Below are 25,626 nucleotides of genomic sequence, written 5' to 3'. Positions count from 1 at the left end.
TGTCAATAACACCAATCAAGCCCAAGAGAAAATGGGGATAGTCCAGAGTGGTCCAGTTTCTTTGCGAAGAAGGACGGCTTGCCAACTGGACAGCACCTGCGCGATCACTCGTTCCTTACGCAAGGGGGAGGATTCGCTTGATCCGGACGTTAATCATCTTTGGTGCGCTGGCGGGGCTCGCTGCCTGCGATTCCGGCGGCACCAGGGCGCGGAGCGCCGCTTCCGATCCCGCGCCGGCGGCGAGCGGTCCTGGCAAGGGCAAGGGCTATAGCCACGATCCCTTCCCCTCGACCTATCATGCCTATCCGGGCGCGCCGACATTGCTCACCAACGTCACCGTGCTCGACGGCGAGGGCGGGCGGATCGATCGCGGCCAGGTGCTGTTCCGCGACGGCAAGATCGTCGCGGTCGGCCAGAATCTCGACGCCGCCGGCGCGGCGGTGATCGACGGGCAGGGCAAATATGTCACCCCCGGCGTGATCGACATCCACAGCCATCTCGGCGACTATCCTTCGCCCGGCGTCCAGGCCAATTCGGACGGCAACGAGATGACCGGCCCGGTCACGGCCGAGGTCTGGGCCGAGCACAGCGTCTGGCCGCAGGACCCCGGCTTCGGCCGCGCGCTTGCGAACGGGGGCGTCACCACGCTGCAGATCCTTCCCGGCTCGGCCAATCTGATGGGCGGCCGCTCGGTGGTGGTGAAGAACGTCTATGCCCGCACCATGCAGGGCATGAAATTCCCCGGCGCGCCCTATGGCCTCAAGATGGCCTGTGGCGAGAACCCCAAGCGCGTCTATGGCTCGAAGGGCCGCATGCCTTCCACCCGGATGGGCAATGTCGCGGTCGATCGCCAGACCTGGGCGCGCGCGGCCGAATATAAGCGCCGCTGGGACCGCTATGAGGAGAAGGGCGGCGAAGCGCCCGCCCGCGACCTCGCCATGGACACGCTGCGCGGCGTGCTGGAGGGCGAGATCCTGGTCCAGAACCATTGCTACCGCGCCGACGAGATGGCCGTCGTCATGGATATGGCCAAGGAGTTCGGCTATCACGTCTCGGCCTTCCACCACGCCGTGGAAGCCTATAAGATCGCCGACCTGCTCAAGGCGAACAACACCTGCGCCGCCGTCTGGGCCGATTGGTACGGCTTCAAGATGGAAGCCTATGACGCGGTGCCCGAGAACCTCGCCATCCTCGACAAGGAAGGCGCCTGCGCGATGATCCATTCGGACGACGCCAACGGCATCCAGCGGCTCAACCAGGAAGTCGCCAAGGCGCGCGCCTCGGGCATCAAGGCGGGGATGCGCATCAGCGAGGAACATGCCTGGACCTGGCTGGCGATCAACCCGGCCAAGGCGCTGGGCATCGCCGACAAGACCGGCAGCCTCAAGCCCGGCAAGATGGCGGACGTGGTGCTGTGGAACGGCAATCCGTTCAGCGTCTATACCCGGCCCGAGATGGTCTGGGTCGATGGCGCGCTGCTCTACGATGCCAAGGATCCGAAGCGCCGGCCGGTTTCCGATTTCGAGCTCGGCCAGCCGGGCGAGGGGGATGTGAAGTGATGAACAGGAAGCTCCTTCTCGCCGCCGCCGCGGCGCTCGCTCCGATCGCCGTCCTCGCAGCTCCCGCCGCGGCCCAGACCGTGGCGATCACCAACGCCAGGCTGGTCGTCGGCGACGGTGGCCAGCCGGTCGATGGCGGCACCGTCGTGATCCGTGACGGCCGGGTCGTCGCGGCCGGCCCCGGCGTCGCCGTGCCCGCCGGCGTCCGCGTGATCGATGCGGGCGGCAAATGGGTCTCGCCCGGCATCTTCGCCGGCTTCACGCGCCTGGGCATCGTCGAGGTCGACGGCGTCGACCAGACGAACGATACCGGCCCGGGCAATGTTGGCTTCCACGCCGCGATCGACGTGGCGCCGGCGGTGAACCCCAAGTCGAGCCCGATCGCGATCAACCGGGCCGAGGGCATCACCCGCGCGGTGGTCGCTCCCGACAATTCCGGCTCGATCTTCGCGGGCCAGGGCGCGATCATCGATCTGGGCGCGGACATGGACGCGGTGAGCAAGCCGCGCGCCTTCCAGTTCATGGAATGGGGCGAAAGCGGCGCCCGTGCCGCGGGCGGCAGCCGGCCGGCCGCCTATGCCGCGCTGAAGAACGTGCTGTTCGAGGTGCGCGACTATATCCGCGCGCCGGGCAGCTTCAACGATCGCAGCAAGGATGCCTTCCTGACGCGCGCGGATGCCGAGGCGCTGGTGCCGGTCCTTCAGGGCCGCACGCCGCTCCTCGTTCATGTCGAGCGCGCGTCCGACATGCTGGTGCTGCTCCAGCTCAGGAAGGAAATCCCCGCGCTCAAGCTGGTGTTCGTCGGTGCCACCGAAGGCTGGACGGTCGCGCCGCAGATCGCGGCGGCGGGCGTGCCGGTGATCGCCACCGCGCTCAACGACCTGCCCGAGAGCTTCGAGCAGCTCGCCGCGAGCCAGTCGAACATCGGCCGGATGGCGGCGGCGGGTGTCGTGGTGGCGATCGGCACGATCAACCAGGACGAGGCGCGCCAGGCGCGCTGGGAGAAGCAATATGCCGGCAACCTGGTCGCACTGACCAAGGTGCCCGGTGCCTCCGGCCTCGATTGGGGTGCGGCCTTTGCGGCGATCAGCTCGAAGCCGGCCGAGGCGCTCGGGCTGGGGGGCGAGTTCGGCTCGCTCAAGCCCGGCCGCCGCGGCGATGTGGTGATCTGGGACGGCGACCCGCTCGAGATCGGCACCTCGGCGGTGAGCGTGTTCATCGACGGCGTCGAGCAGCCGCTCGAGAATCGCTGGACGCGCCTGCGCCAGCGCTATCTCGATCCGAAGGACGGCACGCTGCCCAAGGCATATCAGCGCTAGGTTGAGAACCCGGACAGGCCCTTGAAACTACGCCCGTCATCCCCGCGCAGGCGGGGATGACGGGTGGCAAGGGACGATCGAAGCGATCACGCGGGTGCTTGCCGGAAACGGCAAGGCGAGCCTCGCCGTCCTTGCCCTTGGCCCTGGATCCCCGCCTGCGCGGGATGACGGTTGAAGGGATAGCGGGGATGACGAAGGAGAATATGAGTCCTCAGCCCAGGTTGAGAACCCAAGCAAGTATCTGATTTTCTACCGTCATCCCGGCCTTGCGCCGGGATCCCGCTGCTGCTTGCGCTGACGAGATGGCGGGACCCCGAAGACCGGGGTGACGAAGCAAGAATATGGGTTTTCAACCTAGGAACCTTGGTTACGGTCCCGCATTGATTGCGGGACCGTCTTTTCGGAAGGGATGCGACATGTTGAAGCGGATCATCGTGCCGGCTTTGGCCATGCTGGCGCTCGCGGGCTGCAGCGGAGGTTCCGATACGGCCAATCCCACCGCCAACGACGCGGTGACCGCCGAGCCGCTCAACGAGCTCGACGCCGGGAACGGGGCGGACGCGACCAACTATAGCGCCGCCGTGCTCGGCCAGAACGACGCCCAGCGCAATGCGACCTTCATCCGGGCGCTGCAGGACGCGCCCTTGCCCTGCGAGCATGTCGACAGCTCGACCCGCATCGCCGACCAGGACGGCGTGCCGACCTGGCGGGTCACCTGCAAGGGCGGAACCAACTACATGATCGGCATCCCGAAGGATGGCGTGGCGAAGATCATCAGCCGCACGGATCGGTGAGAGCCATGGCGTGCGGCGGCGGACGCCCGGGCGGGTGAACGCGCCGCCTCAGCCCAGCGGGTCGGTGGTGAAGAATTCGTAGCTGTTGCCGTCCCAGACATAGATCCCGCGCCCGCGATTGTGGCGGTTGATCCGCCGGTCCCGGGCGAACGGCCCGGATCCGAACGACAGGTCCCGCGCCGCGATGTGCTCCAGGATCGCATCGGAATCCCGCTCCGCGACCATGAAGGCGAAATGGCCGAACACGAAATCGCCCTCGTCATGGAAGTCGAGCGTCAATCGGTCGTTGACCCGCACCGCCGCGAACGGTCCCGAAGCTTGCACGGGCGCGGCGCCGATCAGATCGGCGAAGAACTGCGCCGCGCCGGCCTTGTCGGTGCAGCGGACGATGGCGTGGTTGAGTTCGAAACCCATGTCGCAAATGCCTTTCGGTCAAGGGGGCGCGGCGATCAGTGCATCAGCCGGCCGCCGGCGATGTCGAGCGTCGCGCCGGTCAGCCAGCCGGCGCTTTCCGATGCCAGGAACAGAGTCGCGGCGGCGACGTCGGCAGGGGTGCCGAGCCGCCGCAGCGGATGGGCATCGGCGATTTCCTGGCGCGTGGCGGGCGGCATCCGCTCCGCCGTGCGATCGGTCAGCACCGCCGATGGGGAGATGCAGTTCACCCGCACGCCATCGGGGCCCAGATCCTGGGCGAGTTGCCGGGTGAGCAGGATGATCCCCGCCTTCGCGACGCCATAGCCGAGCGGCGCCGCGGACGGTGCCCGACCGGCGGTGGAAGCCATGGTCACCGCGGCACCGCGCCCGCTCTTCCGCAAGTCGGGCGCGAAGGTCCGCAATGTCAGGAAGGTCGCGGTGACATTGTGCGCGAGGCTCGACTGCCAGTCGCTCTCGGTCACCTGCTCGATCGGCGCGGGCCGGCTGGTGCCGCCGCCCGCGAAGGCGATCAGGATGTCGAGGCCGCCCTGTCGCGCGATCAGCGCGGCGCGGGCGGCTTCGAGCTGGTCGGCGCTGGTGCAATCGAGCGCGATCGCCGCATGCCCCGGCGAAATGGCGGTGAGCGAAGCATGGACGCTGTCGAGCCGGGCCCGGTCGCGCCCTGCGACCGTAACCCGGGCGCCGTTGTGCGCGAACCAGCGCGCCGTCTCGGCACCGATCCCGCCGGAGCCGCCGGTGATCAGCACGGTCTTGCCGGCGAGATCGGGAAAGAGGGAAATATCGGGCATCACAGCTTCCTTCAGACGTAACGGGACACGGCCATGCAGATGATGGTGACGACGAGCAGCGCGGCGGATGCGCGATAGCCGCCGGCAACGCGCGGCGACGTTTCTCCGGAGCGCAGGGCCGGCCGGACCAGCAGGAGCTGGACGAGAAAGGCGAGGATCGCGGCCGTCGCGCCCGTCGCGAGGACTTGTTCGACCAGCTGGAAGCTTCCCCGATGGAGCAGATGCCAGAGCAGCAGCCCGGACAGGACCGCGGCGCTCGCCGCGCCGGTCTGCGGGCCGATCAGCCCGGTGGCGCCCTGGCCGCCATTCCGCGCGAGGACGAAGGTCGACCCCGCCCAGAAGATCGACGACAGGACATGGACAGCGATGGTGAGGATCAGCAAGACTTGCATGTGCGAAGCTCCGGACCGGGGGCGCAACTCAGATTCGATATACAGGATGTATAGTGAATATTCCCGGCAAGTCGTCAAGACCCTATGCGACCGAGAAGCGTGACGCGAAGGCGGCGGAGACCCGGGCGCGCCTCGTGGCTGCCGCGCTGGCCATCCTGCGCGAGCCCGGTGGGCAGATGTTGTCGCTCGACGCCGTGGCGAAGGCGGCGGGAGTCACCCGGCTGACGGTCTATAACCAGTTCGGCTCGCGCAACGGGCTGCTCGAGGCCGCGTTCGACGCGATTGCCGAGCGAGGCAATCTGGCCAGCCTGGCCGAGGCGATGGCGATCCCGGAGCCGCGCGCGGCGCTCGCCCGGGCCGTGCGCATCTTCTGCGATTTCTGGATGGCGCATGATGGGCTGGGCGGCATCTTCGCGGCGGCGGCCATGGATGCCGAACTGGGCGCCGCCCTGGCCGCGCGCAACGAGCGGCGGCGTGCCTTGCTGGGCGTGCTGGTCGATCGCCAGGGTGTGGCCGAGGGGCAGGCGAAGGCGGACCTGGTCGACCTGCTGTTCACGCTCACCAGCTTTGCGACTTTCTCCAGCCTGCGCGGCGAGCAGCGTGACGGCGCGGCGGCGTGCGCGCTGCTGCTGCCGCTCTGCGACCGGATTCTCTCGGGCGCGGCCGGATAGCGCGCGACGGGCCGCGCCGGCGCGGCAGCAAAAAGGGAGGCCCCCTTGCGGGAGCCTCCCTCTCTGTTTCATCGATCCCGGAAGATCAGAGGCCCACCAGGCCGCCGTCATTCTTGGTGATGATCACGATCGCCGAGCGCGGACGGACCGTGGCGCCGGCGGTGCCGGTCGCCTGGCTGTCCGGCCAATGGCTCGACGGCGTCGCCGGAGCGCCATTCTCGCCGGGATGCTGGATGCCGACGAACATGGTGCGGCCGTCCGGCGTCGTGTCCACGCCGGTGATCTCGCACTCGACCGGGCCGACCAGGAAGCGCTTCAGGTTCGCCCCCGGCGCCGCGCCGACGCGCGTGGCCTGGGTGGCCGTCGCGCCGCCGGTGCCGGTGTTGGTGATCGTGCGCGCGCCGCCGTCGTTCACGGTGCCCGGCTGGGCCGCCAGCATCATGCAGTTGGTGACGTCGGTATAGGCGCCGTCATCGGTCTGGATCCACATCAGCGGCTTCACCATGCCCGTGGCATTGCTCGCGCGGCCGAACCACAGGCCGTCCGGGCTCGAGAAGTCGTTGTCCGCGGTCAGGCCCGACAGGTTGATGTTGGTCGCATTCAGGTCCGCGCCCGCGCCGAAGGCATAGATGTCCCAGGCGAAGGTCGTGGCTTCGGTATTGGCTTCCTTCAGGCGGATGATGTGGCCGTTGGGGTTGCCGTACTGCGCCGTCTGCGCCGCGCCATAGGGGTCGTTATAGTGGCGCGGATTGGCGGCGTCGGTGCCGTTGAGCGGGCGGTTGGCGGCGTTGTTGTTGGTCAGGGTCAGATAGACCTCGCCGGTCACCGGGTTCACCGCGGTCCATTCCGGGCGGTCCATCGGCGTGGCGCCGGCCACGTCCGCGGCGAGGCGGGTGTTGACCAGCACGTCCGCCTGGTCCGCGAACGGATAGACGGCGCTCGACGCGTCGATGCCGTTCTGGCCGAACACCAGCGGCAGCCAGGTGCCGCTGCCGTCCGCGTTGAACTTGGCGACATAGAGCGTGCCGGCATCGAGATACTTGTCGCCGATCGCCAGGCGATCGGTCGCGCTCGCGTCCGCGGCCGACCAGGCGGTGTTCGAGACGAACTTGTAGAGATATTCGCGGCGGGCGTCGTCGCCCATGTACCAGGCGGGCTTGCGGCCGGCGACGAACGCGCCCGGCCAGCAGCCCTCATGGCCCATGCGGCCCAGCGCGGTGCGCTTGCGAGGCGCGGCCGACGGATTGTACGGATCGATCTCGACCACCCAGCCGAACTGGTTCGGCTCGTTGCGATAGTCGGTGAGCGCATCCGCGGCGGTGGCCCGGGCGTCCCAGCGGCGGAAGCTGGTGTTCGTGGTGTCGGCGGCGGTCACGCTCGACCAGCCATAGCTGCCCGAGCCGCTCGTCACGCCATAGCGGCTGAGCGAAGTCACTTCCTTGGCGGTGCGGGCGGCATTGTCGCCCGAACGGCGGAAATAGCCGGCCCAATTCTCCTCGCAGGTCAGCAGCGTCGCCCAGGGCGTGTAGCCGTTGGCGCAGTTGTTGATCGTGCCGCGGCCCGCCACGCCGGTCGGCGAATAGGGAGTCTTGATCAGGTCCGAGCCCTTGACCGGCCCGTTGAACACCGTGGGGGTGTTCGGCGTGACGCGGCGGTTGAGCGTCGAGTTGGCGGAGAACGACCAGCTGCCATTGGCGGCCTGCGCATATTCGACGACCGAGACGCCGTGGCACTCGATCTCCTTGATCGCCTCCGCCTCGGGGCGGACGCCGCCGGTCGAGGTCGGGCCGTTCGGATGGAGATATTGCTGGTTGATGTTCTCGTGGTTCTGCACGATCAGGCCGCGCGTCGAGCTGGTGTCGTCGCGGGCGGCCGAGCTGTTCAGGCCGAACCAGAACAGCGCGTCGCCATGGTCGCCGATGCGGTTCGCATAGCCGGTGTCGGTGCCGTCATTCTTATAGGCCGCGGCGCCGCCCAGGATCGGGTCGCCCAGGCGCGCGCCGATCTGCACGGTGTAGCCGGCCGGCACGGTCACGACGTCGAGCTTGTTCTTGGCGACGGCGGCGAAGCCGAGCGTGGCCGGGCTGACGGTGATCGTGGTGCGCGCGATCGTCGGCTTGCCGGCGGCGTCGGCAGCGGCGAACTGGAACACCAGCGGCGTGGCCGCGCTCACGCTCGGCGCGATGAAGTTGGCGGTGTTGTTCGAGGCGCTGTTCAGCGTCACGGTCGGGCCGCTGATCTGGCTCCAGGCGGTGGTGAGGCCGTTGCCGCCCGTCGCGGTGCCGGTGAGCGTGACGACGCGGCCCGAAGTGGTCGCCGCGTCGGCGCCTGCGTTCACGGTCGGTCCCGCGCCGGTGTCCGTGACCTTGCTGTCACAGGCCGCGAGGACCGAACCGCCCATGGTGGCCGCGACGATCGCCGCACCGCCGCGCTGAAGCGTCGCGCGCCGCGAATAGCGCTGGGCCGCGATCTCGTTCAGCGTCGGGCCGTTGTTGTGGATGTTGGTATCGACGTCGCCGTCGGTATAGCCGAAGCCCGTCTCGGTCAGATTGGTCATGGAAACCCCCAAGCATCCGAGTCACTGGCGACCCGGTTGGCCGGTCCTTGGAAGCGTGAGATGACGCCAGCATGCGATTGCGGTTTCGTAGGCGTGACTTTTATGTTGCCACTCCATGACGCTCCATGACGCTTTGCGCGGGCCCCGGCAGCGTCTAGGCAGGCACGCGATGGACGCCGCCGAGCCCGATCCCGCATTGCCGCCCCCGGCGCCGCCCGAGCCGGCACAAAGCCTGTCGCACCGGCTTTCCGCGGCACTGGGCGCGATGCCCTCCGCGGCGCTGGGCGCGATGCCCTTCGCGGCGCTGAGCGCGATGCCGTTGCCCGGCGGCTGGCGTGCGGCGGCGGCATTGGGCACGCTGCTCGCCGCCGGGCCGCTGCTCACCCTGGCCGGCGCCAGCATGCTCGCGCAACATGAAAGAAACGCGACAGTCCGGCTGCAGGCGCAGCTGGCGCCGCGGCTGGATGCGGAAGCCACCGCGCGTGAGGCGCGCGCCGCGCTCGCCAATGCCGCCGGCCGCGCCGCGCCGGGCCAGGTGCTCGAGCTGCTGGCCGGCGTGCTGCCCGCCGAGGCCAGGCTGGCCCGGGTCGAGCGCACCCGCGACGGCGGGCTGGAGCTCGACGCCGCCGGTTCCGATCCCGACACGCTGCGCGCCGCGATCCGCCGCGCGCCCGAGCTGGCCGGCATGCGCAACACCAGCCAGCGGCGGACCGATGCCGCGATGATCGTCTCGATGCGCGAGGATGCGCAATGACGCGGCGGCTGCCCCCGATGGCGATCGGCGGCATTGCCGGCCTGGCCGTGGCGCTGCTGCTCGCGCCGGCTACCGGCACCGCGCTCGGCGAGCTGGCCGCGGCGCGCGCCGAGCATGCCCGGCTCGCCGCGCTGGCGGCGCGGCCGGCATCGCCGCCGCCCCTGCTCGCGCCCGGGCTCGGCCTGCACGTCGCGGACGCGGCGGCGGGGCGGGCGGCGATCCTGTCGCGGGTCCGCGCGCTTGCCCGGTCGGGCGGAGTGCTGGTGGAGGAGGCGAGCACCGCCCAGGCGCCTGCCGGGGTGGCCGCGCTGCGCATCCGCGTCTCGGGCGCGGAAAAGGCAGTGGTCGCGCTCGCCGACGCGCTGGAGCGTGGCAGGCCGCTGATGCGGATGCGCAGCTGGCGGATCGAGCCGATTCCGGAAGGCGGCGTCCGGCTGATCGGGGAAGTGGTCGCGGCATGGCAGTGAAGCTGCGCCCCGCGGGAATCCTGCTTGCCGCCGCCGGCGCGCTGGCGATCGCCATGCCGGTGCTGCTGTTGCTGCCCGGCGGGGGCGGCACTGCGCCCAGGGCCGCGCCCGTCCCCGCGCCGATCGGGGCCGGCACGATGCCGGTGCTGGCGCGCGTCTATGAGCGGCCGCTGTTCGGCGCGTCCGAGCCCGTCGAGGCCCCCGCCGACGCCCCCCGGCTGGTCGGCATCGTCGGCCGGCTCAATGTCGACGCGGTGGCGCTGGTCAAGGCGAGCGACGGCACGACCCGCACGCTTGCGATCGGGGAAAGCGTCGATGGCTGGAGCCTCGCCAGCCTGGCGATCGACGCGGCCTTCTTCACGCGCGGCGCCGAACGGGTGCGGGTGCCGCTGCCGATCGCGCCGGGCGGGGGCGAGGCGGGGCCGGGGGAAACGGGCCCGTAGCGCTCGATCGAGCACCTCGCCTGGCGGAACGACCAAATGGTGAGAAATGGCGGTCAGCTGCCATTCCGATGGCAATGCGGGCACGGCGGCTATGCGCCGCTCATAGCGGTCGCTCCAGTCAAGCTATCGCGATCTCGAAAGATGCCGCGGAGACTAACGGACCCTCGGGCAGAGGACCACGGCGATCCGCGCATCCCGGGCGACGACGCAGGAGGGTCTTGCGGAATTGGCGGGGATCGGCCTCGCGACCGTGCAGCGCGGCCTCTCGGCTGCCCCAGGGCACCATCGCTTCGCTGGCGGCGCGTGTAAATCTTCGCCCTGGCATCAGGCTCAAGTGACGGTGCTTCTACGGACTCTTCTTCAAATCTCCATATCCGCTCCACGAGGCGGGGCGATGATGTTCCTGGCAGCGCTTTCGTTGCTGGGGAAGAGAGACGAGATGACCTATCCGATAAAGGCGAGCCAGCCCCTGGGCGCTCTTGTGATTGTTGCGGCTTGTATGATTCCGACCTGTATTGTCGCAGCCTGTATGGCGACGGCCGGCGCGGCGCAGGCCCAAGCGCAGGCGGCGTCCCCGCTGCTGGGGGACTGGCGCGCGCATGACGGCTCGGCGGTTGCCCGCATCGCGACCTGTTCTGCAGGTGAAAGCCTCTGCGCCACCGTGATCGAAGAGCGTCTTGCGCCTGGCGATGTCTCCTCGCTCGGCCGGGTCGTTGTGCGGAACCTGCGGCCCGCGAACGGTGGCTGGAAAGGCGAATACATCTCCGATCGTCAGGCCTTTCCGGCGCGCGCGCGCCTGGTGAACGCCGACACGATCGAGTTCCAGGTCTGCGCCGCCGCCATAGTTTGCGACACGGCGAGATATATGCGCGTGAAGGGATCGACGCGATGACCGCCTTTGTCAGGATTGCCGTCGCCGCAACGGCCTGTCCGCGCTTGGCGTTTGTACGCCGTCGCCTAGGTCCGTCGGCGCGCTGAGCGGCTGCGCCCCCCTCGGTAACGTGAAGGGCGGGCTCATGCCGTCGATGTTCGGGGCTATCTGCCGGAGAACAGGTCCAGCGAGAAACTGGCACCGGCAATCCGATAGGTGCCGCGGGCGGACGATTGATTGCGACACGAACGAACGCCCGAGGATGGATGGTTTCCAGCCGGCCTGCCTTGCGGCAGGATAGGGCACCCACGATTGCCAAGGATGCGCGACATGTCCCGAGCCACAAACCCGAATCTGCGATTTTCCGATTTCGGTTTTGAGGTGACGGATGTTCGAATGGATCGAGGAATATGCCAAGCACGCCACGCTTAACTTCGGCCAGGCGCTGCAGGGGCTTCGATATTTGCTGACGCATCCCAGAGTGGATCGCGTCGCGGCGCGCGGCAGCCCAAGGCACGCCTGGCTTTCGCTGAGGATGCGCAGCAGGCTTGTCGCCAACGACCTGCTCTTCGCGATCCTGCCCCCGCGCTGGCATCATAGCAGGGAGGAACTGGCCGGGTTCCGTGCCATCCCCTTCGGGCGTTGGTTCCAATATGGCTATTGCGCGTGGCGCTTTACCGACACCGGGGCGCCACGCGAGGATCTCTCCGGCGTGGACCGCCGGTGGGACCCGCGCTGCGACGACGCATGAACGGCGCCGCCCCGGCGAAGCGTCGGGGCAGCTTCCGCGGCGCCTTTCGACTGGCCGTGACGGGGGTGGCTGATTGAGCGCGACCCCGAATTGGGTCATCTTCCTTTAACTGTCATCCCCGTTGTCCCTTCCCCGTCATCCCCGCGCAGGCGGGGATCCAGGACCACGGGCAAGGCGCGCGAGGGCTCGCTTTACCGGCTCCGGCAAGCATGCGCGTGATTGCTTCGATCGTCCCGTCCTACCCTGAATCCCCGCCTGCGCGGGGATGACGGGGAGGGGAGATGAGCATCTTCCGCTCTCGTCGCTCCCGCCTCGAGCCGGGATGACGGAGTTTGCGGATGGAGTCGGGACCCTAGCCCGCCAGCCGCGCCGGATCGACGACGACGTGGCGGATCCGCTGCCGGTTCCAGCTATAGGTGATGTGCACCAGCCCGTCGGCCGACTGGATCACCGCCGGATAGGCATAGCCGTCGGGCAGCGGCTCGGTTTCCAGCGTCAGTGCCGGGCGCCAGTGCACTCCGTCGCGCGATATCGCGATGTTGAGCGGATAGCGCCTGCCGGAGCCGGGCGTCTCGGGCCGCTGGGCGGCGTGATTATAGACGATCAGCTGGCGCCCGTCCTTCAGCGTCACGGCATCGGTGCCCGAATTGGGATTGGGAAGGTCGACGGCGAACAGCTTGCCCCAACTCTTGCCATTGTCGGCGGACTGGGTGGCCGCCAGCACGCCCTCGCGGGTGCGGGCGATCGCCTCCAGCCTGCCGTCGGGCAGGAACAGGATGCTGGGCTGGATGGCGTCGAAACGCGCGTCGGGATCGACGGGGGCAGTTGCCGACCAGCGCTTGCCCGCATCCTCGCTGCGCTCGAAATGCAGCTGCCAGCGCCCGCCGCCTTCGTCCTCGGTGCTTGACGGCGAGAGCCAGGCGCCGTCACGCAGGACGACCGGCTTGTTCTTGATCGGGCCGAGAATGCCCGCCGGCAGCCGCCGTGCCGGGCTCCAGCTGCGCCCGCCATCGGGGGAGGTGATCACCATGCCCCACCAGCGCTGCGGACTGGGGCCGACCTTGTAGTAGAGGTGCAGCGGCCCCGCCGGGTCCTGGAACAGGACGGGGTTCCAGGTCGGCAGGCGGGTGCCGTCCGGCTGGATGCCGTTGGCGACCGATTTCGGCGTCTCCCAGCCCGCCCCGCCGCGCCGCGCGAACCAGATCTCGACGTCCGGATGCCGTTCGTGCGTGCCGCCGAACCAGGCGGCGGCCAGCGCGCCGTCCCGGGTCTGCACGATCGTCGAGGCATGGCTCTGGGGGTAGGGGGCCGCCTGATAGATGAACTCGCGCAACCGCACGGCGTCCTGCCCCGGTGTGGCAGCCAGGGGCGCACCCCATGGAACCGCCGAAATCGGGAGCGCCATGGCAAGCATCAGGATGCGGATCATCGAAGGCTGCCTTTGTGCGGGCGAAGAGGGAGGTTCAACGGGGTGCCGCCGTGCGGAGCGCCGCCCCTCAATAGATCCCGTCGATCTCCACCGTCAGCCGCGGCGTCGGCGGGGCGAGCAACAGGCTGCCGCGCTTGGAGCTGGCAAGCTCGTCGGCCCGCAGCCGGTTGTAGCGATCCTTCGAAGCCGCCGCGGCATCGGCGCCGTCGCGCAGGATCGTCGGCTTGAGGAAGATGAACAGCGTGCGCTTCTGGTGCGTCTCGCGCCGGCTCTTGAACAGCTCGCCGACGATCGGGATGTCGCCCAGGATCGGCACCTGCTGGCGCGTGTCCTGAAAATCGTCGGCGGTCAGGCCGCCGAGCACGATCGTCTGGCCATTGTCGGCGAGCACCGTGGTGGTGATCGCGCGGCGATTGGTGACGAGGTCGGACGCCGCCTTGGTCTGCGATTCGGCGATCGAAGAGGCTTCCTGGTTCACCTGAAGCCGGATCGTGTCGCCGGCATTGATCCGCGGCAGCACCCGCAGCGTGATGCCCACGTCCTTGCGCTCGATCGTGGTGTACGGGTTCACGGTCGAGGAATTGGTCAGGATCGAGCCGGTGAGGAACGGCACGTTCTGGCCCGAGACGAACTCGCCCGCGACATTGTCGAGCACGGTGAGCTGCGGGGTGGAGAGGAGGTTGGCGCGGGTCGAGGTGCCGAGCGCCTGGACCAGGATCGAGAAATCGTTGCCGATCGCGAAATTGGCATTGAGGCCCGTGCCGATCGCCCCGGCCGCCGGCACCTTGAGCGCGGTCAGGATGGCCCCGAGCGAGACGCCGGACTGAGTGAAGGACGTCGCCACGCCCTTCACCTGGTTGATCACCGCGCCGCTGGTGCCGATCTGCACGCCCAGCGCTTCGGCGTCGTCGCCGGTGATCTCCGCGATCGCCGCCTCGATCAGCACCTGCGGGCGGCGCACGTCGAGATCGGTGATCAGCGTCTCGATCGAGGCGATCGCCGCCGGCGTGCCGCGGATCACGACCGCGTTGAGCTCGGGCGCCGGCTGCACGGTCAGCTCGGGAGTGGAGAAGCCCTTCGGCGTCGGCTGCTGCACGTTCTGCATGGTGGTGCCGGTGGTGCTGGCGCCCTGCATCGCGCTGCCGATGCCGCCGCTGGTCGAGGCCGCGCTGTTGGGCAGCGCCGAGAGGTTCTGGCTGTTCTGGCTCAGCCGCGCGAACGGGTTGGAATTGCCGCTGCCCAGGCTGGTCGCGATCGGATTGTCGGCGCTGTCGCCCTGGCCGAGCACGCCGCGCAGCACGTTGGTCACCGTTTCGGCATCGGCATAGTTCAGGCGGAACATGCGGGTGATCGGCGTCGCGCCGCCCGGCTGGTCGAGCGCGATCAGCATCTTGCGGGCCTCGGCGACCGAGGCGGGCGTGCCGCGCACGATCACTGTGTTGCTGCGCGCGTCGGCGGCCACGCGCGTGCCTTCGCCCAGCACCGTCTGGAGCGACTGGGCCACGTCGGTCGCGTTGCCGTTCTTCATCGCCAGGGTGAAGAAGGTTGCACCGCTGCCGCCGTCGAGCTGGCGGGCGATCGCCTCGACCCGGCGGACATTGTCGGCATAGTCGGTGATCACCACGGCATTGGGCGTGCTCAGCGGCTCGACGCTGCCGAAGGTGGCGACCAGCGGGCGGACCACGCGGGCGACGTCTGCCGCCGGCACGTTCTGCAGCCGCACCATCCGGGTCACCAGCTCCTGGCCCGACACGCCCCGGCTGGGGATGCCGCCGTCGCGCACCGCATTGGCTGCCGGCACGATCCGCCAGGCCCGGCCCGAGCGTACCGCCGCGAAGCCGTTGGCGCGCAGCACCGACTGGAACAATTCCCACACGCCGGCGGGCGACAGCGGCGTCGAGGACGTGACGGTGACCACGCCCTTCACCGCCGGATCGAGGATCAGCGTGCGGCCGGTGATGCGCGAGATCTGGTCGGCGACGTCGGAAATCTCGACACCGCGCATGTTCACCACCACATCGCCGGTGCCGGCGTCCTGCGGGACGTTCTGCGCGGCATTCTGGGCGGTCTGCGCGAGGGCAACCGTATCCAGGGCGATCCCGGCGAGCGCGATAGCGGCGATGGCGGAGCGAATCTTCACGGGGAGTCTTTCTAGCGGAGCGGCACGGTAAGCGTCAGCCGCTTCCCGTCGCGCAGGACCTGGATCTGGGCGGAACCGCTCGCCTGGGCGGCCGCGAAGGCGCCCTGCGCGGCAGTGGAATCGGAAAGCGCGGTGCCGTTGACCGACTGGATCACGTCGCCCGCCACCATGCCCGGCGGGCCATTGTCGCCGATGCGATAGCCGCCGGAGACGGGCGTCGCGTCGAAGCGCTGCAGGATACCGGCCACCGTCGCCTGGGGCGGCGCGGCGGCGGGAGCGGCGCCAGGCGTGCGGGCCGGCGGCGGGGCGCCCGGTGCGGTCACCGGATTGGCGGCGGGGGCGGGCGGGCGGCCCGCGGCGGCGGCCTGGCGCTGCTCGGGCGTCAGCGTCGGATCGGGGAAGGCGAGGAACTCGTCGCGCCCGCCATTGGCGAGGATCACGCGGTCGGGCAGGATCGTCTGGATCGTCGCACCCTCGATATTGTCGCCCACTTTATAGGTCTTGGGCGGCTGCCCGCTCACCGAGATGAACGCGGTCGAGAGCTCGGCGGGGCTCGCGGCGATCACGCCCTTCAGCTCCAGCGACAGGCTCGTCGCCTGACCGGTTCCCGAGGCGGAGGGCTTGCCGAACGGCGCGAGCGCCACCGCCGCGGCGATGTCCGGCGCCGCGGCCGGGCCGCTGCTGCCCGAGGGCACGGTGATTGCGCCGGTGCCGGCATGGCCGGCGATCCGCCAGGTGAGCCCGGCGAGCGCCACCGCCACCGAGACGACCATCGCGCCGGTGAACAGGTTGAGCCCGATGCGCACCTGGCGCGGCGTGAGGAGGAGGGCGGCCATTACAGCTTGCGTCCGTCCACGAAGCCGTCGAGCGATGCAAGCGCGCTCTTCTCGGTTCCGGCGAACACTTCGACGCGGACGCGCTCGATCTCCGGATCGTCGGTCCGCCGCCGCGCGACCGCGACGCGCCATTGCTGGCCCAGCATCTCCACCTGTTCCCGGCCCGGTGCGTGCGCTTCCAGCTCGGCGAGCCGATTCTCGGCGACCCACATGGCGGTGGTGCGGCGTTCCATCGCGCGCGTGGAGTCGATGTGCGATTCGACGGTGCGCATCAGGCCCACGGTGGCGATGGCGAGCACGGCCAGGGCGACGAGCGCTTCGATCAATGAAAAACCCGCGTCGCCGGGAGGATGGGATATCGCGCGCATCACGAAGCCCCCATCGGGAACGCCCGCACGGTCATCCCGTCATAGACGACGATCCAGCTCTTCTGCCCGCTCTCGATCACCGCCTGCATCGGCTTGCCCGCGCCGTCCACGCCGAGCATCACCGGCGGCTTCACGTTCAACGTCATCACCATGCCGCCCGGCAGCTTGTGGAAGCCGAACGCATCGTCGGTGCGCGGCACGGCCTTGCCGTCGGCGCTCACCATCGCGAAGCCATAGCCGTTCTTCCGCACGGTGAAGGCGATCGCCCTGTCGGCGAGCATCGCGTCATCGGCGGCGGCCTGGAGCCGCGTCGCCAGCCGGCGCGCCTCGGTCTCCACGCTCGGTGCGCGCGTCACCGATCCCATGCCGAGCGCCACCGCGCCCGCCATCACGCCGATGATGACCAGCACGATCAGCATCTCGACCAGCGTCATGCCCTGCTCGGAGGGGCGCGCGGCGATGTCGGCCCCCCGCACCGGGATCAGCCCTTGCCTTCGATATCGGCGTCCACGCCTTCGCCGCCCGGCTTGCCGTCCTTGCCGAGCGAGCGGATCGTGAAGGTGCCGCCCTCCGAACGATATTCGTACGGTTTGCCCCAGGCATCGAGCGCGGGCGCGGAGAGATAGCCGCCCTGCGGGAAGCTGGACGGCACCGGCGGCGCCGTCGGCTTCTCCACCAGCGCCTTCAGGCCCTGTTCGGTGGTGGGATAGTCGCCATTGTCGAGCCGGTACATCTTGAGCGCGCCCGAGATGGTGGCGATGTTGCTCTTGGTGGCGGTGACCTTCGCCTCGTCCGGGCGGCCCATCACGTTCGCCGCGACGAGCCCGGCGACGATCGCGATGATCACCAGCACGATCATCATTTCGATGAGCGTCAGGCCGGCCTCGCCATCGGGAACGGCGCGCTTGCGGTCGTGCACCTTAGGTGCGATGTCATGGAACTGTTTCAAAACTATGCGCATCCCCGCCCCATGCGTCCTGCCCATGAAGCAAATGTGACAATGAGCCCAAACACCAGGGGTGCGTCCGACCCATCAGAGCCGCCCGCCGCGGGCGTGTGGACGCTGGCGGGTGACCGCCTGATCATAGCCGTGCGCGACCGGCCCGCAACCATTCTCGTCCCCACCGAGCAGGTGCGGCTGCTGGCGGTCGACCTGCCGCTGCCCAGCCATGCGCGCCGCGTCGCCGCCTTGCCCTTCGCGATCGAGGATCGAATCGCCGAGCCGGTCGATTCGGTGCATCTCGCGCTCGGCGAGCAGATCGCGCCCGGCCGCTATCTGGTCGGCGTGGTCCGGCATGAGGTGATGGCCCGCTGGGTCGCCCAGGCCGAGGAGGCCGGCATCGGCCACGCCGCGATGGCCCCGGACGTGCTGACCCTTCCGCGCCCGACCGAAGGCTGGGCGGTATCGCAGGACGGCGGCCGCGCCGCGGTGCGCGATGCGGAGGGGACCGGCTTCGAAGTTCCCGCCGCCTTGCTCCGCCCCGCTTGGGAAGCCGCCGGGCGCCCGGGCGTGACCAGCTATGGCGAGCGCTTGCCCGACGACATGCAGAAGGGAGCGGCGGCGCTCGATCCCGCCGCGTTCGGGCCTGCCGCCGGCGCCGCGGTCGCTGCGCTGAACCTGCGCCAGGGAGCCTATGCGGTGCGCAAGGCGGCGGGCTCCGGCCTGTGGCGCAAGTTCGTCTGGGTCGCGGCGATCGGCGCCGCCGCCCATGCCGTGATCGCGCTGGGCGACGTGCTCATGCTGCGCAACATCGCCGATAGCCGCGAAGCGGAAGCGCGCGCCACTGCCTCGCTCGCCGCGCCCGGGGTGGCGCTGGGCGACGATCTCGCCAATTCGGTCACCGCCATGCTGCCCGCGGGCGGCGGCGCGCGCGTGCCGCAGCCGTTCGTGCCGCTGGTCACGCGCGTTTCGGGCGCGCTGGCGCCGCTCGCCGGCTCGTTCGCGGTGCGGGCGATGACCTTCGAGGGCAGGCTGCTCACGCTCGATCTCGATGCCTCGCCCGATGCGGAGCTGGCGTCGCGGATCGAGACGACGCTCAAGGGGGCCGGAGTGGGGGCGCGGGTCGTGCGCTCGCCCGAAGGCGCGATCCGCATTACGGCGAGTGCCGCATGAGACTGATTCTCGCCCGCATGCCGGCGCTGGACGCCGCGCTGATCCGCTTCGACGGCTGGTGGAGCGGCCGCAGCCGCCGCGAGCAGGTCATGCTCGGCGGCCTGGCCCTGTTCCTCGCCGCGCTGATGCTGGTCTATGGCGTCATCAAGCCACTCCAGGCCGCCCGCGCCTCGGCGCTGCAGGACATCCGCACTTATGAGACGCTCACTGCGCGCATCCGCGCCGCCGGCACGCTTTCGCCGAACCAGCCCCAGCGTCGCCAGGGCTCGCCGGCCGATGTGATCAACGGCTCCGTGGGCAGTTTCGGCCTTGCCGTCACCGTCGCGCCGACCCCGGACGGCGTGCGCGCGACGATCGCCGACGGCAGCTACGATTCGGTCATGGCCTGGCTCGCCGATCTCTCCGCGACCAGCAGCCTGCGGATCCGGCGCGTCGACCTCCAGCGCCGCCCGGAGCCCGGCCGGGTCAGCGCCACTATGGACTTCGGCGGATGAACGAGATGCTGATCCTCACCGACGCCCCCTCGGTGACGCTGCCCTATGGCTTTGCGCGCCGGAACGGCGTGCTGCTGCGCGTCGGCGATGCGGGAGTGGTGGAGTGTGTCCACAAGGCCGGCGCCGCGCTCGACGGCCTGCTCGAGGTCCAGCGCCTCGCGCCCGCCGCCCGGTTCGTCTCGGTGCCCGACGAGCAGTTCGACGCTGCCCTGAGCGCCGCCTATTCGGGCGCCGGAGCGGCCGCCGACATCGATCTCGGCGACATGGACCTGGCTGCGCTCGCCGACAGCGCCGCGAGCGTGGACGACCTGCTCGACACGCGCGACGACGCTCCCGTCATCCGCCTGATCAACGCGCTGCTGCTCGAGGCGGTGCGCGAAGGTGCGTCGGACGTGCATATCGAGACGCAGGAAAAGCGCCTGGTCGTCCGCTTTCGGATCGATGGCGTGCTGCGCGACATGATCGAGCCGCCCCGCGCGCTCGCGCCCTTGCTGGTCAGCCGCATCAAGGTGATGGCCAGGCTCGACATCGCCGAGCGCCGCATTCCCCAGGACGGGCGCGTGACGCTCCGGATCGGCGGCCACGACGTCGACGCCCGCGTCTCGACCATCCCGACCCAGCATGGCGAGCGCGTGGTGATGCGCCTGCTGGAAAAGGGCTCGCTTCGCCTCGACATGGAAGTGCTGGGCATGAGCGAGCGCGACCGCGGCGTGTTCATGCGCCTGCTCGAGCGCCCGCACGGCATGCTGCTCGTCACCGGCCCCACCGGCTCGGGCAAGACGACGACGCTCTATGCCGCGCTCAATCGCCTGAACGATCGCAAGCGCAATATCATGACGGTCGAGGATCCGATCGAATATGAGCTGGCCGGCATCGGCCAGACCCAGGTCAATCCGCGCACCGACATGACGTTCGCCCGCGGCCTCCGCGCGATCCTGCGCCAGGATCCGGACGTGATCATGGTCGGCGAGATTCGCGACCAGGAGACTGCCCAGGTCGCCGTCCGCTCGTCGATGACCGGGCATTTCGTGCTCTCGACGCTCCATACCAACAGCGCGGTCGGCTCGGTGACGCGTCTGATCGACATGGGGGTGGAGCGCTATCTGCTCGCCCCGATGGTCGTGGGCCTGTGCGCCCAGCGCCTGGTGCGCAAGCTCTGCCCGAGCTGCGCCCGGCAGGACGAGGCGAACGAGGCGGATTCGCTCCTCCTCGGCGGCGCGATCAAGCCCGGCAAGAAGATCTGGCGCGCGGTCGGCTGCGCGGAATGCCATGGCGAGGGCTATCGGGGGAGGGCAGGCCTCTACGAAGTCGTCGCGGTCGACGAGAAGTTCCAGAAGCTGATCCATGACGGCGCTTCGGAGGCCGAACTCGAGGCGCATGCCCGCAAGGACAATCCGAGCCTGCTCGACGACGGGCTGGCGAAGATGAAGGCGGGGGTGACCACGGTCGAGGAAGTTGCCCGGGTGGTGAGGGACGAAGGGTGAGCCTTTCTCCTTCTCTTTCCCCGGCGAAGGCCCGGCCACAGTCCCCGTGTCCCGGCCTGAAAGTCTGGGCCCCGGCCTTCGCCGGGGAAGAGCTTTCCGCAGTTCCGGCCCTCTGAACGATGCCCGCCTACTCCTACCGCGCCGCCGACAAGGCCGGCGTCTCGAAGAAGGGGATCATCGAGGCCTCCAGCCCCGCCGCCGCGCGCGCCATGCTGCGCGAGCAGGCGCTGTTGCCGCTTTCCGTCGAGGTGGCGGCCGCGAAAGGGGCCAGCTTCGGCTCCATCCAGCTGCCCCGCTTCCGCCGCCCCGGCCTGTCCTCCAAGGCGCTTGCCACCGTCACCCGCCAGGTCGCCACGCTGGTCGGCTCGGACATCGCGATCGAGGAAGCGCTGCGCCTGGTCGCCACCCAGTCCGAGCACGCCCCGACCAGCTCGCTCCTGCTCGACGTGCGTGCCGCGATCCTCGACGGGCGCAGCTTCGCCGCCGCGCTGGCGCAGCATCCCGCGGCCTTTCCCGAATTCTACCGCGCCTCGGTCGCGGCGGGCGAAGCATCGGGCAAGCTGCCTGACGTGCTCAATCACCTCGCCGAATTCGTCGAGAACCGCCAGGCCAATGGCCAGAAGCTCCAGCTTGCCCTGATGTATCCCGCGCTGCTCGCGCTGGTGTCGATCGGCATGATGGCGCTGCTGCTCGTCTATATCGTGCCGGACATCGTGAAGGTGTTCGTCTCGCGCGGGGCCGACCTGCCGTTCCTCACCAAGGCGCTGATCGCGGTGAGCTGGTTCCTCCAGAATTTCGGTCTGTACCTGCTGCTCGGAATTGCCGTGGCCGGGCTGCTCTTCCTGCGCTGGGCCCGTGTGCCCGCCAACCGGCTGCGCATCGATCGCTTCTTCTCCGAGAAGCGCCCGTTCCGCCGCTTCAGCCGCCAGCTCAGCGCCGCCCGCTTCGCCGGCAGCCTCGCCACGCTGGTCGGCAGCGCCGTCCCGCTGGTCGACGCGCTGCATGCCGCGGCGGCGGTCACCCCCAATCGCTGGGTGCGCGAAAAGGCGCTCGGCGTCGCGGCACGGGTCCGCGAAGGCATCAGCCTGCGCGCCGCGATGAACGAGGCGGGAGTCTTCCCCTCGATGCTCGTCGCGATCGTCGCCTCCGGGGAAAGCTCGGGAAGGCTGGCGCCGGCGCTCGACCGCGCCTCGCACGAGCTGCAGCGCGAGCTGGACGCGATCGTCGGCACTTTGGTCGCGCTGGTCGAGCCGCTGGTGCTGCTGGTGATGGGCGGGCTGGTGCTGATGATGGTGCTGGCGATCCTGCTGCCGATCATCAACCTGAACAATCTGGTGGGGCTCTGACCAAATCCGGCGACCCGGACCTGATCCGGCGCAGGATCTCAGGCGGAGGCGCTTGCGGCACGAGATCCCGGCTTCCGCCGGGATGACGGCGACGCCGTCACATCTGCCCCTGCACCCGCGCCCCGCCCGGCAGCCCGACGAACGGCAGGATCGCCGCACCCTCCGGCGTCATCGCGATGTCGAGGGCGCCGTCCTCGGACAACATGGCGGTCATCAGCGTCTTCAGCCGCTGGGCCGAGGGCGCTACGCGGATCGTCGTGCGGTCGCCGACATGCTCGGCCGTGATCAGCAGCGCCGGCACCGCCACGGGCCCACCGCCATTTTTCGCACGGCAGCTGCCCGGATCGGTGGTGACCTTGCCGTCCGCCATGCGCGCGCCGCCGCCCGAGGCGATGCGCCGCATCTCGATCTGCAGGGCCAGGTTGCAGGTGAAGGGCAGATTGGGCTGGAGCGCGCGGAACAGGCTCGCATCGGCCGAGCCGCTCACATGGTCGAGCACCGTCCGCCCGCCGAGATGCTGGAGCATCTGCCCGCCCAGATCGGTGTCCGGTCCCGTCGCCTTCCAGTCGGCGGCGAAGGCCAGGCTGGTCAGCGAGCGCAGCGGCGCCATGTGCCAGGCGAAGGTCGCGCCGCCGGCGATGCCGACCTCGCCGTTCCACACCGTGCCCGCCACGCCGGTGCGCCAGGCGGTGTTCCGGAAGATCAGGCTCGCCGGCATCGTCACGAGCAGCGCGAGCAGATACGCCCCTATGCCGATCAGGGCGAAGAGGATAATAGACCGCCGTGCCCCGCTTCCCTCTCCCAGAGTCGGCAATGGATCGACGGACCCTGCTGAAGTCGCTGCAATCAGGCCTGGTCGCGTCAGCGGCATCGGTCGTGCTTCCCTCGCAAGTGTTCGCGGCGGACAAGAAGGACAAGCGCCCGATCGCCCTGCTGCTGCCGCTCACGGGCCCGCGAGCGCGGCTGGGCCTTAGCATGCGCCAGGCGGCGTTGCTCGCGGAAAACAGCGCCTATGTGCAGAGCTTCGACACGGGCGGCACCGCGACCGGCGCCGCCGGTGCCGCCGCACAGGCGCTCAAGCTCAAGCCGGCGCTGATCCTGGGTCCGCTCTCGGCGGAGGAAGTGCCCGCCGTCTCCAGCACCGTCGCCGGCCGCGTGCCGGTGATCGCGTTCAGCAACGATTCCGTGCTGCGGGCGCCGGGCACCTGGATCTTCGGCATCACCGCCGGCCAGGTGACCACCGCGATCCTGCGCTATGCCCGCACCCGCGGCGTGAAGACCGTCACGATGATCGACGACGGCTCGCCCTGGAGCGCCGCCGCCGCGCTCGCCGCGGGCAAGAGCGAGGGGGAACTCGGCATCGCCGTCCATGTCCTCCAGGTGAAGCCCGGCCAGCCGCTCCCCGCGCCGGGCGAGGTGCCCGACGCCGTGCTGCTGCCCGGCAGCGGCGAGGCGGTGCTGGCCGCGGCGCGGGCGCTCAAGGACACCGGCGTCCAGCTGCTCGGCACCTTCCAGGCGCTCGACAATCGGCCCCAGGCGCTCGCGGCGCTGGACGGGGCCTGGTTCGCCAGCCCCGATCCGGGCGCCTTCGGCACCTTCGCCGCCGCTTTCCAGGCCCGCAACGGCGGCGAGCCGGGCACGATCGCCGCGCTCGCCTATGATGCGGCCGGCATCGCCAACACGCTGCGTGCCGACAACCGGCTGGGCATGGAGGGGCTGATGAACGCCAAGGGCTTCCACGGCGTCACCGGCCCGGTCCGCTTCCGCACCGACGGCTCGGTCGCCCGCGACTTCGCGATCGTCGTCGCCGGCGAGACCGGCTACACGCCGGTGGCGTCGAGCTCGGGTTCCTGAGGCCGAAGTGCTTCGCCCGGTTGCCTGCCGTCAGAACGAAGGAGAAGCCGAACAGGGCTTCACGCTGATCGAGCTGATGATCTCGCTCGGCCTGTTCGCGCTGATCGCCGTGGCCGGCGTCGCGCTGGTCGACGGCATCATCAAGGTGCAGGGGCGCACCGAGAAACGGCTCGATCGCCTCGCCGATCTCCAGCGCGCGATGTTCGTGGTGTCGAGCGATATCGACCAGATCGCGTTCGGCCGCGTCTCGGGCGGTGGCGAGAAGCTGAACTTCACCCGCGCCGCGCCCGGCCTTGGCGGGCCGGCGGTGCCGCTGCAATATTCGGTGGCCAACGGCAATCTGGTGCGCGGATCGGGCGCGATGCTACAGACCGTGGTCGGCGGCGTCGCCGATGTCCGCTGGCGTTTCTTCGACGGCGCGGCCTGGGCGGATCGCTGGCCGCTGCGCGACGAGGACAAGGACAAATGGCCGCGCGCCATCGCGATCGAGCTGCAGGCGATCGGGCCCGGCGGAGCGCCCGGGGCGCTGCGCCGCGTGGTCACGCTGCCCGATCAGGCGGAGTATCCGAAGCAATGAAGCAGGCGCGCGAAGGCGAGGCGGGGATGATCCTCGTCAACGTGCTGATGTTCGTCGCGATCGCGTCCGGACTTGTGCTATTGCTAATCAATCGCGAGGAATTGGCGCTCGATCGGGCGCTGCGCACGCGCGAGGCGGCGCGTGCGCTGGCGGTGGTGCGCGGCGGCGAGCTCTCCGCCGTGGTGGCGCTGCGCCGCGACATGGTCGTCGCCCCCAATGAGGACAATCTCACCGAGCCCTGGGCGCGACTGTCGGAGAGCGGCGCGCCGATCGAGGGCGGCAGCTTCGATCTTGCGATCGCGGATGCCGAGGGCCGTTTCAACTTGAATGCCCTGCGCGTGGGCGATGCCGGCGCGATCGTGCTGTTCCAGACGATCGCCAAGGATGTCGGGCTTTCGCAGGACGATGTGGTGAAGGCGATCACCTATGTCCGCCTCTACGGCCCGATCACCGACATTCGCCCGCTGCGCCTGGCCGGCCTGGATCCCGAGGCGACCGCGCGGCTGGAGCGGCTGGTGACGGCCTTGCCCGGCACCACGACGATCAACCTCAACGCTGCCGATCCCGAGATGCTGCGCATCCTCTTCCGCGATCCGCTGGCGGCGCAGCGGCTGGCCGAGATCCGCAAGCGCAACGGCAAGCTCATGCTCAAGGATCTGAGCGACCTGAACCTCTCGCTGCCCTGGGGCACCAGCTTCCGATCGGGCACTTTCTGGGTCCGCACCCGTGCGACGATCGGGAGCACCAGCCAGCAGGCCGCGGTGCTGATCCAGCGCGTGCAGCACCCCGACGGCAAGATCGCAGTGGGCGTGGTCGAGCGCTGGCGCGGGGCATCGGTGCCGCCCGAGGCGCCGGGGTTCGTGGCGGCGCGGTAAGGGTTGGTTGGCGGGGTTGGGAGGGGCTGCCGGTGGGTGGTTAGCCGCCATTCCGATGGCATGCGGGCACGGCGGGTATGCGCCCCAATGGCAGTCGTTCTGCCCGGGCGGGTGCGATCCCGAAAGCCGATATTCGTTCAGATCGCGCCCAAACGACCGCTATTGGTTGGAGAGCCGACTGTCCGCTTCCGAGGTCGCAACCGAGGCAGGCTGACATAAGCATGTTGCCTTCTTGGCAGTTTTCGAGGGCTAGCCACAAAGTATCCCAGAATGGCCGGTTGACAACTAGTGCATTACCGTAGCAACACA

27 protein-coding genes are annotated in these 25,626 nt (G+C 69.6%); 16 read left to right on the top strand and 11 right to left on the bottom strand.

Annotated elements, in window-relative coordinates; translation table 11 throughout:
• Nucleotides 1-137: 137 nt before the first annotated feature.
• From ACIQCS_RS12670 to ACIQCS_RS12660, 3 genes are all read left to right on the top strand, one after another.
• Nucleotides 138-1,559, top strand: coding sequence for an amidohydrolase (locus tag ACIQCS_RS12670; protein WP_345847795.1), 1,422 nt, complete (start codon nucleotides 138-140; stop codon nucleotides 1,557-1,559).
• Nucleotides 1,559-2,878 (top strand): amidohydrolase family protein, encoded by a 1,320-nt coding sequence (locus tag ACIQCS_RS12665; RefSeq protein WP_345847794.1) that lies wholly within the window; start codon nucleotides 1,559-1,561, stop codon nucleotides 2,876-2,878. The genes ACIQCS_RS12670 and ACIQCS_RS12665 overlap by 1 nt, the downstream gene beginning before the upstream one ends.
• A gap of 416 nt (nucleotides 2,879-3,294) precedes the next feature.
• Nucleotides 3,295-3,672 carry a hypothetical protein gene (locus ACIQCS_RS12660; protein ID WP_345847792.1) on the top strand — a complete coding sequence of 126 codons (378 nt, stop codon included), beginning with the start codon at nucleotides 3,295-3,297 and terminating at the stop codon, nucleotides 3,670-3,672.
• A gap of 48 nt (nucleotides 3,673-3,720) precedes the next feature.
• Here the strand turns inward: ACIQCS_RS12660 and ACIQCS_RS12655 are convergent, their stop codons facing one another.
• Genes ACIQCS_RS12655 through ACIQCS_RS12645 form a run of 3 tightly spaced genes read right to left on the bottom strand, consistent with a single transcriptional unit; the run spans nucleotide 3,721 to nucleotide 5,287 of the window.
• Entirely contained in the window at nucleotides 3,721-4,086 is a 366-nt protein-coding gene (locus ACIQCS_RS12655; RefSeq protein ID WP_345847790.1) for a hypothetical protein, read from the bottom strand.
• A 35-nt stretch (nucleotides 4,087-4,121) separates the two neighbouring features.
• Entirely contained in the window at nucleotides 4,122-4,895 is a 774-nt protein-coding gene (locus ACIQCS_RS12650; protein ID WP_345847789.1) for an SDR family NAD(P)-dependent oxidoreductase, read from the bottom strand.
• A gap of 11 nt (nucleotides 4,896-4,906) precedes the next feature.
• Nucleotides 4,907-5,287, bottom strand: a complete 381-nt coding sequence (locus ACIQCS_RS12645) for a hypothetical protein (RefSeq protein WP_345847787.1) — start codon at nucleotides 5,285-5,287, stop codon at nucleotides 4,907-4,909.
• A gap of 53 nt (nucleotides 5,288-5,340) precedes the next feature.
• On the opposite strand from ACIQCS_RS12645, the gene ACIQCS_RS12640 reads away from it, so the two are divergent.
• The gene (locus tag ACIQCS_RS12640) at nucleotides 5,341-5,958 is read left to right on the top strand and encodes a TetR/AcrR family transcriptional regulator (protein WP_345847785.1); all 618 of its coding nucleotides are present in this window, start codon (nucleotides 5,341-5,343) and stop codon (nucleotides 5,956-5,958) included.
• A gap of 85 nt (nucleotides 5,959-6,043) precedes the next feature.
• On the opposite strand, the gene ACIQCS_RS12635 is transcribed toward ACIQCS_RS12640, so the two are convergent.
• Nucleotides 6,044-8,515, bottom strand: coding sequence for an alkaline phosphatase PhoX (locus ACIQCS_RS12635; protein WP_345847783.1), 2,472 nt, complete (start codon nucleotides 8,513-8,515; stop codon nucleotides 6,044-6,046).
• 169 nt (nucleotides 8,516-8,684) lie between these two features.
• On the opposite strand from ACIQCS_RS12635, the gene ACIQCS_RS12630 reads away from it, so the two are divergent.
• The 5 genes from ACIQCS_RS12630 (at nucleotide 8,685) to ACIQCS_RS12610 (ending at nucleotide 11,801) form a co-directional block, all read left to right on the top strand.
• A complete protein-coding gene (locus tag ACIQCS_RS12630; RefSeq protein WP_345847781.1) occupies nucleotides 8,685-9,269 on the top strand; it encodes a hypothetical protein in 585 nt (194 codons plus the stop codon).
• A complete protein-coding gene (locus tag ACIQCS_RS12625) occupies nucleotides 9,266-9,736 on the top strand; it encodes a hypothetical protein (protein WP_345847779.1) in 471 nt (156 codons plus the stop codon). Before ACIQCS_RS12630 ends, ACIQCS_RS12625 begins: the two co-directional genes overlap by 4 nt.
• Nucleotides 9,727-10,179: a hypothetical protein gene (locus ACIQCS_RS12620; RefSeq protein WP_345847777.1), complete on the top strand. Its 453-nt coding sequence runs from the start codon at nucleotides 9,727-9,729 to the stop codon at nucleotides 10,177-10,179. The genes ACIQCS_RS12625 and ACIQCS_RS12620 overlap by 10 nt, the downstream gene beginning before the upstream one ends.
• A 439-nt stretch (nucleotides 10,180-10,618) precedes the next feature.
• Nucleotides 10,619-11,071 (top strand): hypothetical protein, encoded by a 453-nt coding sequence (locus ACIQCS_RS12615; RefSeq protein ID WP_401531005.1) that lies wholly within the window; start codon nucleotides 10,619-10,621, stop codon nucleotides 11,069-11,071.
• Nucleotides 11,072-11,438: 367 nt separating this feature from the next.
• Nucleotides 11,439-11,801 (top strand): hypothetical protein, encoded by a 363-nt coding sequence (locus ACIQCS_RS12610; protein WP_345847775.1) that lies wholly within the window; start codon nucleotides 11,439-11,441, stop codon nucleotides 11,799-11,801.
• Nucleotides 11,802-12,153: 352 nt separating this feature from the next.
• Here the strand turns inward: ACIQCS_RS12610 and ACIQCS_RS12605 are convergent, their stop codons facing one another.
• The 6 genes from ACIQCS_RS12605 to gspG form a co-directional block, all read right to left on the bottom strand.
• Nucleotides 12,154-13,230, bottom strand: a complete 1,077-nt coding sequence (locus tag ACIQCS_RS12605; RefSeq protein WP_345847773.1) for a sialidase family protein — start codon at nucleotides 13,228-13,230, stop codon at nucleotides 12,154-12,156.
• Nucleotides 13,231-13,297: 67 nt separating this feature from the next.
• Nucleotides 13,298-15,370, bottom strand: coding sequence for a type II secretion system secretin GspD (gene gspD, locus ACIQCS_RS12600; RefSeq protein ID WP_345847772.1), 2,073 nt, complete (start codon nucleotides 15,368-15,370; stop codon nucleotides 13,298-13,300).
• An 11-nt stretch (nucleotides 15,371-15,381) separates the two neighbouring features.
• Nucleotides 15,382-16,206 (bottom strand): type II secretion system protein N, encoded by an 825-nt coding sequence (locus ACIQCS_RS12595; protein ID WP_345847770.1) that lies wholly within the window; start codon nucleotides 16,204-16,206, stop codon nucleotides 15,382-15,384.
• A complete protein-coding gene (gene gspI, locus ACIQCS_RS12590) occupies nucleotides 16,206-16,574 on the bottom strand; it encodes a type II secretion system minor pseudopilin GspI (protein ID WP_345847768.1) in 369 nt (122 codons plus the stop codon). Before gspI ends, ACIQCS_RS12595 begins: the two co-directional genes overlap by 1 nt.
• A complete protein-coding gene (locus ACIQCS_RS12585; protein ID WP_345847767.1) occupies nucleotides 16,574-17,050 on the bottom strand; it encodes a prepilin-type N-terminal cleavage/methylation domain-containing protein in 477 nt (158 codons plus the stop codon). The genes gspI and ACIQCS_RS12585 overlap by 1 nt, the downstream gene beginning before the upstream one ends.
• 5 nt (nucleotides 17,051-17,055) lie before the next feature.
• On the bottom strand, nucleotides 17,056-17,535 hold the full coding sequence (gene gspG / locus ACIQCS_RS12580; protein WP_345847765.1) for a type II secretion system major pseudopilin GspG: 480 nt from the start codon (nucleotides 17,533-17,535) through the stop codon (nucleotides 17,056-17,058).
• A 39-nt stretch (nucleotides 17,536-17,574) separates the two neighbouring features.
• Between gspG and gspL the strand changes: the two genes are divergently transcribed.
• The 4 genes from gspL (at nucleotide 17,575) to ACIQCS_RS12560 (ending at nucleotide 22,011) form a co-directional block, all read left to right on the top strand.
• The gene (gene gspL / locus ACIQCS_RS12575) at nucleotides 17,575-18,687 is read left to right on the top strand and encodes a type II secretion system protein GspL (RefSeq protein ID WP_345851991.1); all 1,113 of its coding nucleotides are present in this window, start codon (nucleotides 17,575-17,577) and stop codon (nucleotides 18,685-18,687) included.
• Complete coding sequence (gene gspM, locus ACIQCS_RS12570) at nucleotides 18,684-19,181, top strand: type II secretion system protein GspM (protein WP_345847763.1); 498 nt, start codon at nucleotides 18,684-18,686, stop codon at nucleotides 19,179-19,181. Before gspL ends, gspM begins: the two co-directional genes overlap by 4 nt.
• Nucleotides 19,178-20,665 carry a type II secretion system ATPase GspE gene (gene gspE, locus ACIQCS_RS12565; protein WP_345847762.1) on the top strand — a complete coding sequence of 496 codons (1,488 nt, stop codon included), beginning with the start codon at nucleotides 19,178-19,180 and terminating at the stop codon, nucleotides 20,663-20,665. Before gspM ends, gspE begins: the two co-directional genes overlap by 4 nt.
• A 119-nt stretch (nucleotides 20,666-20,784) precedes the next feature.
• Nucleotides 20,785-22,011 (top strand): type II secretion system F family protein, encoded by a 1,227-nt coding sequence (locus ACIQCS_RS12560; protein ID WP_345847760.1) that lies wholly within the window; start codon nucleotides 20,785-20,787, stop codon nucleotides 22,009-22,011.
• Nucleotides 22,012-22,108: 97 nt separating this feature from the next.
• Here the strand turns inward: ACIQCS_RS12560 and gspN are convergent, their stop codons facing one another.
• Nucleotides 22,109-22,825 (bottom strand): type II secretion system protein N, encoded by a 717-nt coding sequence (gene gspN, locus ACIQCS_RS12555; RefSeq protein WP_401530998.1) that lies wholly within the window; start codon nucleotides 22,823-22,825, stop codon nucleotides 22,109-22,111.
• On the opposite strand from gspN, the gene ACIQCS_RS12550 reads away from it, so the two are divergent.
• From ACIQCS_RS12550 to ACIQCS_RS12540, 3 genes are read left to right on the top strand one after another with little or no spacing between them, the layout of a single operon-like run.
• Nucleotides 22,825-23,865 carry a penicillin-binding protein activator gene (locus tag ACIQCS_RS12550; RefSeq protein ID WP_345847757.1) on the top strand — a complete coding sequence of 347 codons (1,041 nt, stop codon included), beginning with the start codon at nucleotides 22,825-22,827 and terminating at the stop codon, nucleotides 23,863-23,865. The genes gspN and ACIQCS_RS12550 overlap by 1 nt on opposite strands.
• A 7-nt stretch (nucleotides 23,866-23,872) precedes the next feature.
• On the top strand, nucleotides 23,873-24,442 hold the full coding sequence (locus ACIQCS_RS12545) for a type II secretion system protein GspJ (protein ID WP_345847755.1): 570 nt from the start codon (nucleotides 23,873-23,875) through the stop codon (nucleotides 24,440-24,442).
• Entirely contained in the window at nucleotides 24,439-25,317 is an 879-nt protein-coding gene (locus ACIQCS_RS12540) for a Type II secretory pathway component PulK-like protein (RefSeq protein ID WP_345847754.1), read from the top strand. Before ACIQCS_RS12545 ends, ACIQCS_RS12540 begins: the two co-directional genes overlap by 4 nt.
• The last annotated feature ends 309 nt before the right edge of the window (nucleotides 25,318-25,626 follow it).

The sequence above is a fragment of the Sphingomonas sp. NPDC092440 genome (genome assembly GCF_044754985.1).
Taxonomy (GTDB): Bacteria; Pseudomonadota; Alphaproteobacteria; order Sphingomonadales; family Sphingomonadaceae; genus Sphingomonas.
The sequence above is the reverse complement of the archived record's forward strand: the minus strand, read 5'-3'. Positions and strand labels throughout refer to the sequence as shown.

What these genes read in the sequence shown, in the direction of transcription:
- ACIQCS_RS12655 (WP_345847790.1), bottom strand. Translation starts at nt 4,086, where the DNA reads ATGGGTTTCGAACTCAACCACGCCATCGTCCGCTGCACCGACAAGGCC.
- gspE (WP_345847762.1), top strand. Translation starts at nt 19,178, where the DNA reads ATGAACGAGATGCTGATCCTCACCGACGCCCCCTCGGTGACGCTGCCC.
- gspI (WP_345847768.1), bottom strand. Translation starts at nt 16,574, where the DNA reads ATGCGCGCGATATCCCATCCTCCCGGCGACGCGGGTTTTTCATTGATC.
- ACIQCS_RS12630 (WP_345847781.1), top strand. Translation starts at nt 8,685, where the DNA reads ATGGACGCCGCCGAGCCCGATCCCGCATTGCCGCCCCCGGCGCCGCCC.
- ACIQCS_RS12625 (WP_345847779.1), top strand. Translation starts at nt 9,266, where the DNA reads ATGACGCGGCGGCTGCCCCCGATGGCGATCGGCGGCATTGCCGGCCTG.
- ACIQCS_RS12635 (WP_345847783.1), bottom strand. Translation starts at nt 8,515, where the DNA reads ATGACCAATCTGACCGAGACGGGCTTCGGCTATACCGACGGCGACGTC.
- gspM (WP_345847763.1), top strand. Translation starts at nt 18,684, where the DNA reads ATGAGACTGATTCTCGCCCGCATGCCGGCGCTGGACGCCGCGCTGATC.
- ACIQCS_RS12645 (WP_345847787.1), bottom strand. Translation starts at nt 5,287, where the DNA reads ATGCAAGTCTTGCTGATCCTCACCATCGCTGTCCATGTCCTGTCGTCG.
- ACIQCS_RS12560 (WP_345847760.1), top strand. Translation starts at nt 20,785, where the DNA reads ATGCCCGCCTACTCCTACCGCGCCGCCGACAAGGCCGGCGTCTCGAAG.
- ACIQCS_RS12540 (WP_345847754.1), top strand. Translation starts at nt 24,439, where the DNA reads ATGAAGCAGGCGCGCGAAGGCGAGGCGGGGATGATCCTCGTCAACGTG.
- gspL (WP_345851991.1), top strand. Translation starts at nt 17,575, where the DNA reads ATGAGCCCAAACACCAGGGGTGCGTCCGACCCATCAGAGCCGCCCGCC.
- ACIQCS_RS12550 (WP_345847757.1), top strand. Translation starts at nt 22,825, where the DNA reads ATGGATCGACGGACCCTGCTGAAGTCGCTGCAATCAGGCCTGGTCGCG.
- ACIQCS_RS12620 (WP_345847777.1), top strand. Translation starts at nt 9,727, where the DNA reads ATGGCAGTGAAGCTGCGCCCCGCGGGAATCCTGCTTGCCGCCGCCGGC.
- ACIQCS_RS12615 (WP_401531005.1), top strand. Translation starts at nt 10,619, where the DNA reads ATGACCTATCCGATAAAGGCGAGCCAGCCCCTGGGCGCTCTTGTGATT.
- ACIQCS_RS12610 (WP_345847775.1), top strand. Translation starts at nt 11,439, where the DNA reads ATGTTCGAATGGATCGAGGAATATGCCAAGCACGCCACGCTTAACTTC.
- ACIQCS_RS12665 (WP_345847794.1), top strand. Translation starts at nt 1,559, where the DNA reads ATGAACAGGAAGCTCCTTCTCGCCGCCGCCGCGGCGCTCGCTCCGATC.
- ACIQCS_RS12605 (WP_345847773.1), bottom strand. Translation starts at nt 13,230, where the DNA reads ATGATCCGCATCCTGATGCTTGCCATGGCGCTCCCGATTTCGGCGGTT.
- ACIQCS_RS12595 (WP_345847770.1), bottom strand. Translation starts at nt 16,206, where the DNA reads ATGGCCGCCCTCCTCCTCACGCCGCGCCAGGTGCGCATCGGGCTCAAC.
- ACIQCS_RS12660 (WP_345847792.1), top strand. Translation starts at nt 3,295, where the DNA reads ATGTTGAAGCGGATCATCGTGCCGGCTTTGGCCATGCTGGCGCTCGCG.
- ACIQCS_RS12650 (WP_345847789.1), bottom strand. Translation starts at nt 4,895, where the DNA reads ATGCCCGATATTTCCCTCTTTCCCGATCTCGCCGGCAAGACCGTGCTG.
- gspG (WP_345847765.1), bottom strand. Translation starts at nt 17,535, where the DNA reads ATGCGCATAGTTTTGAAACAGTTCCATGACATCGCACCTAAGGTGCAC.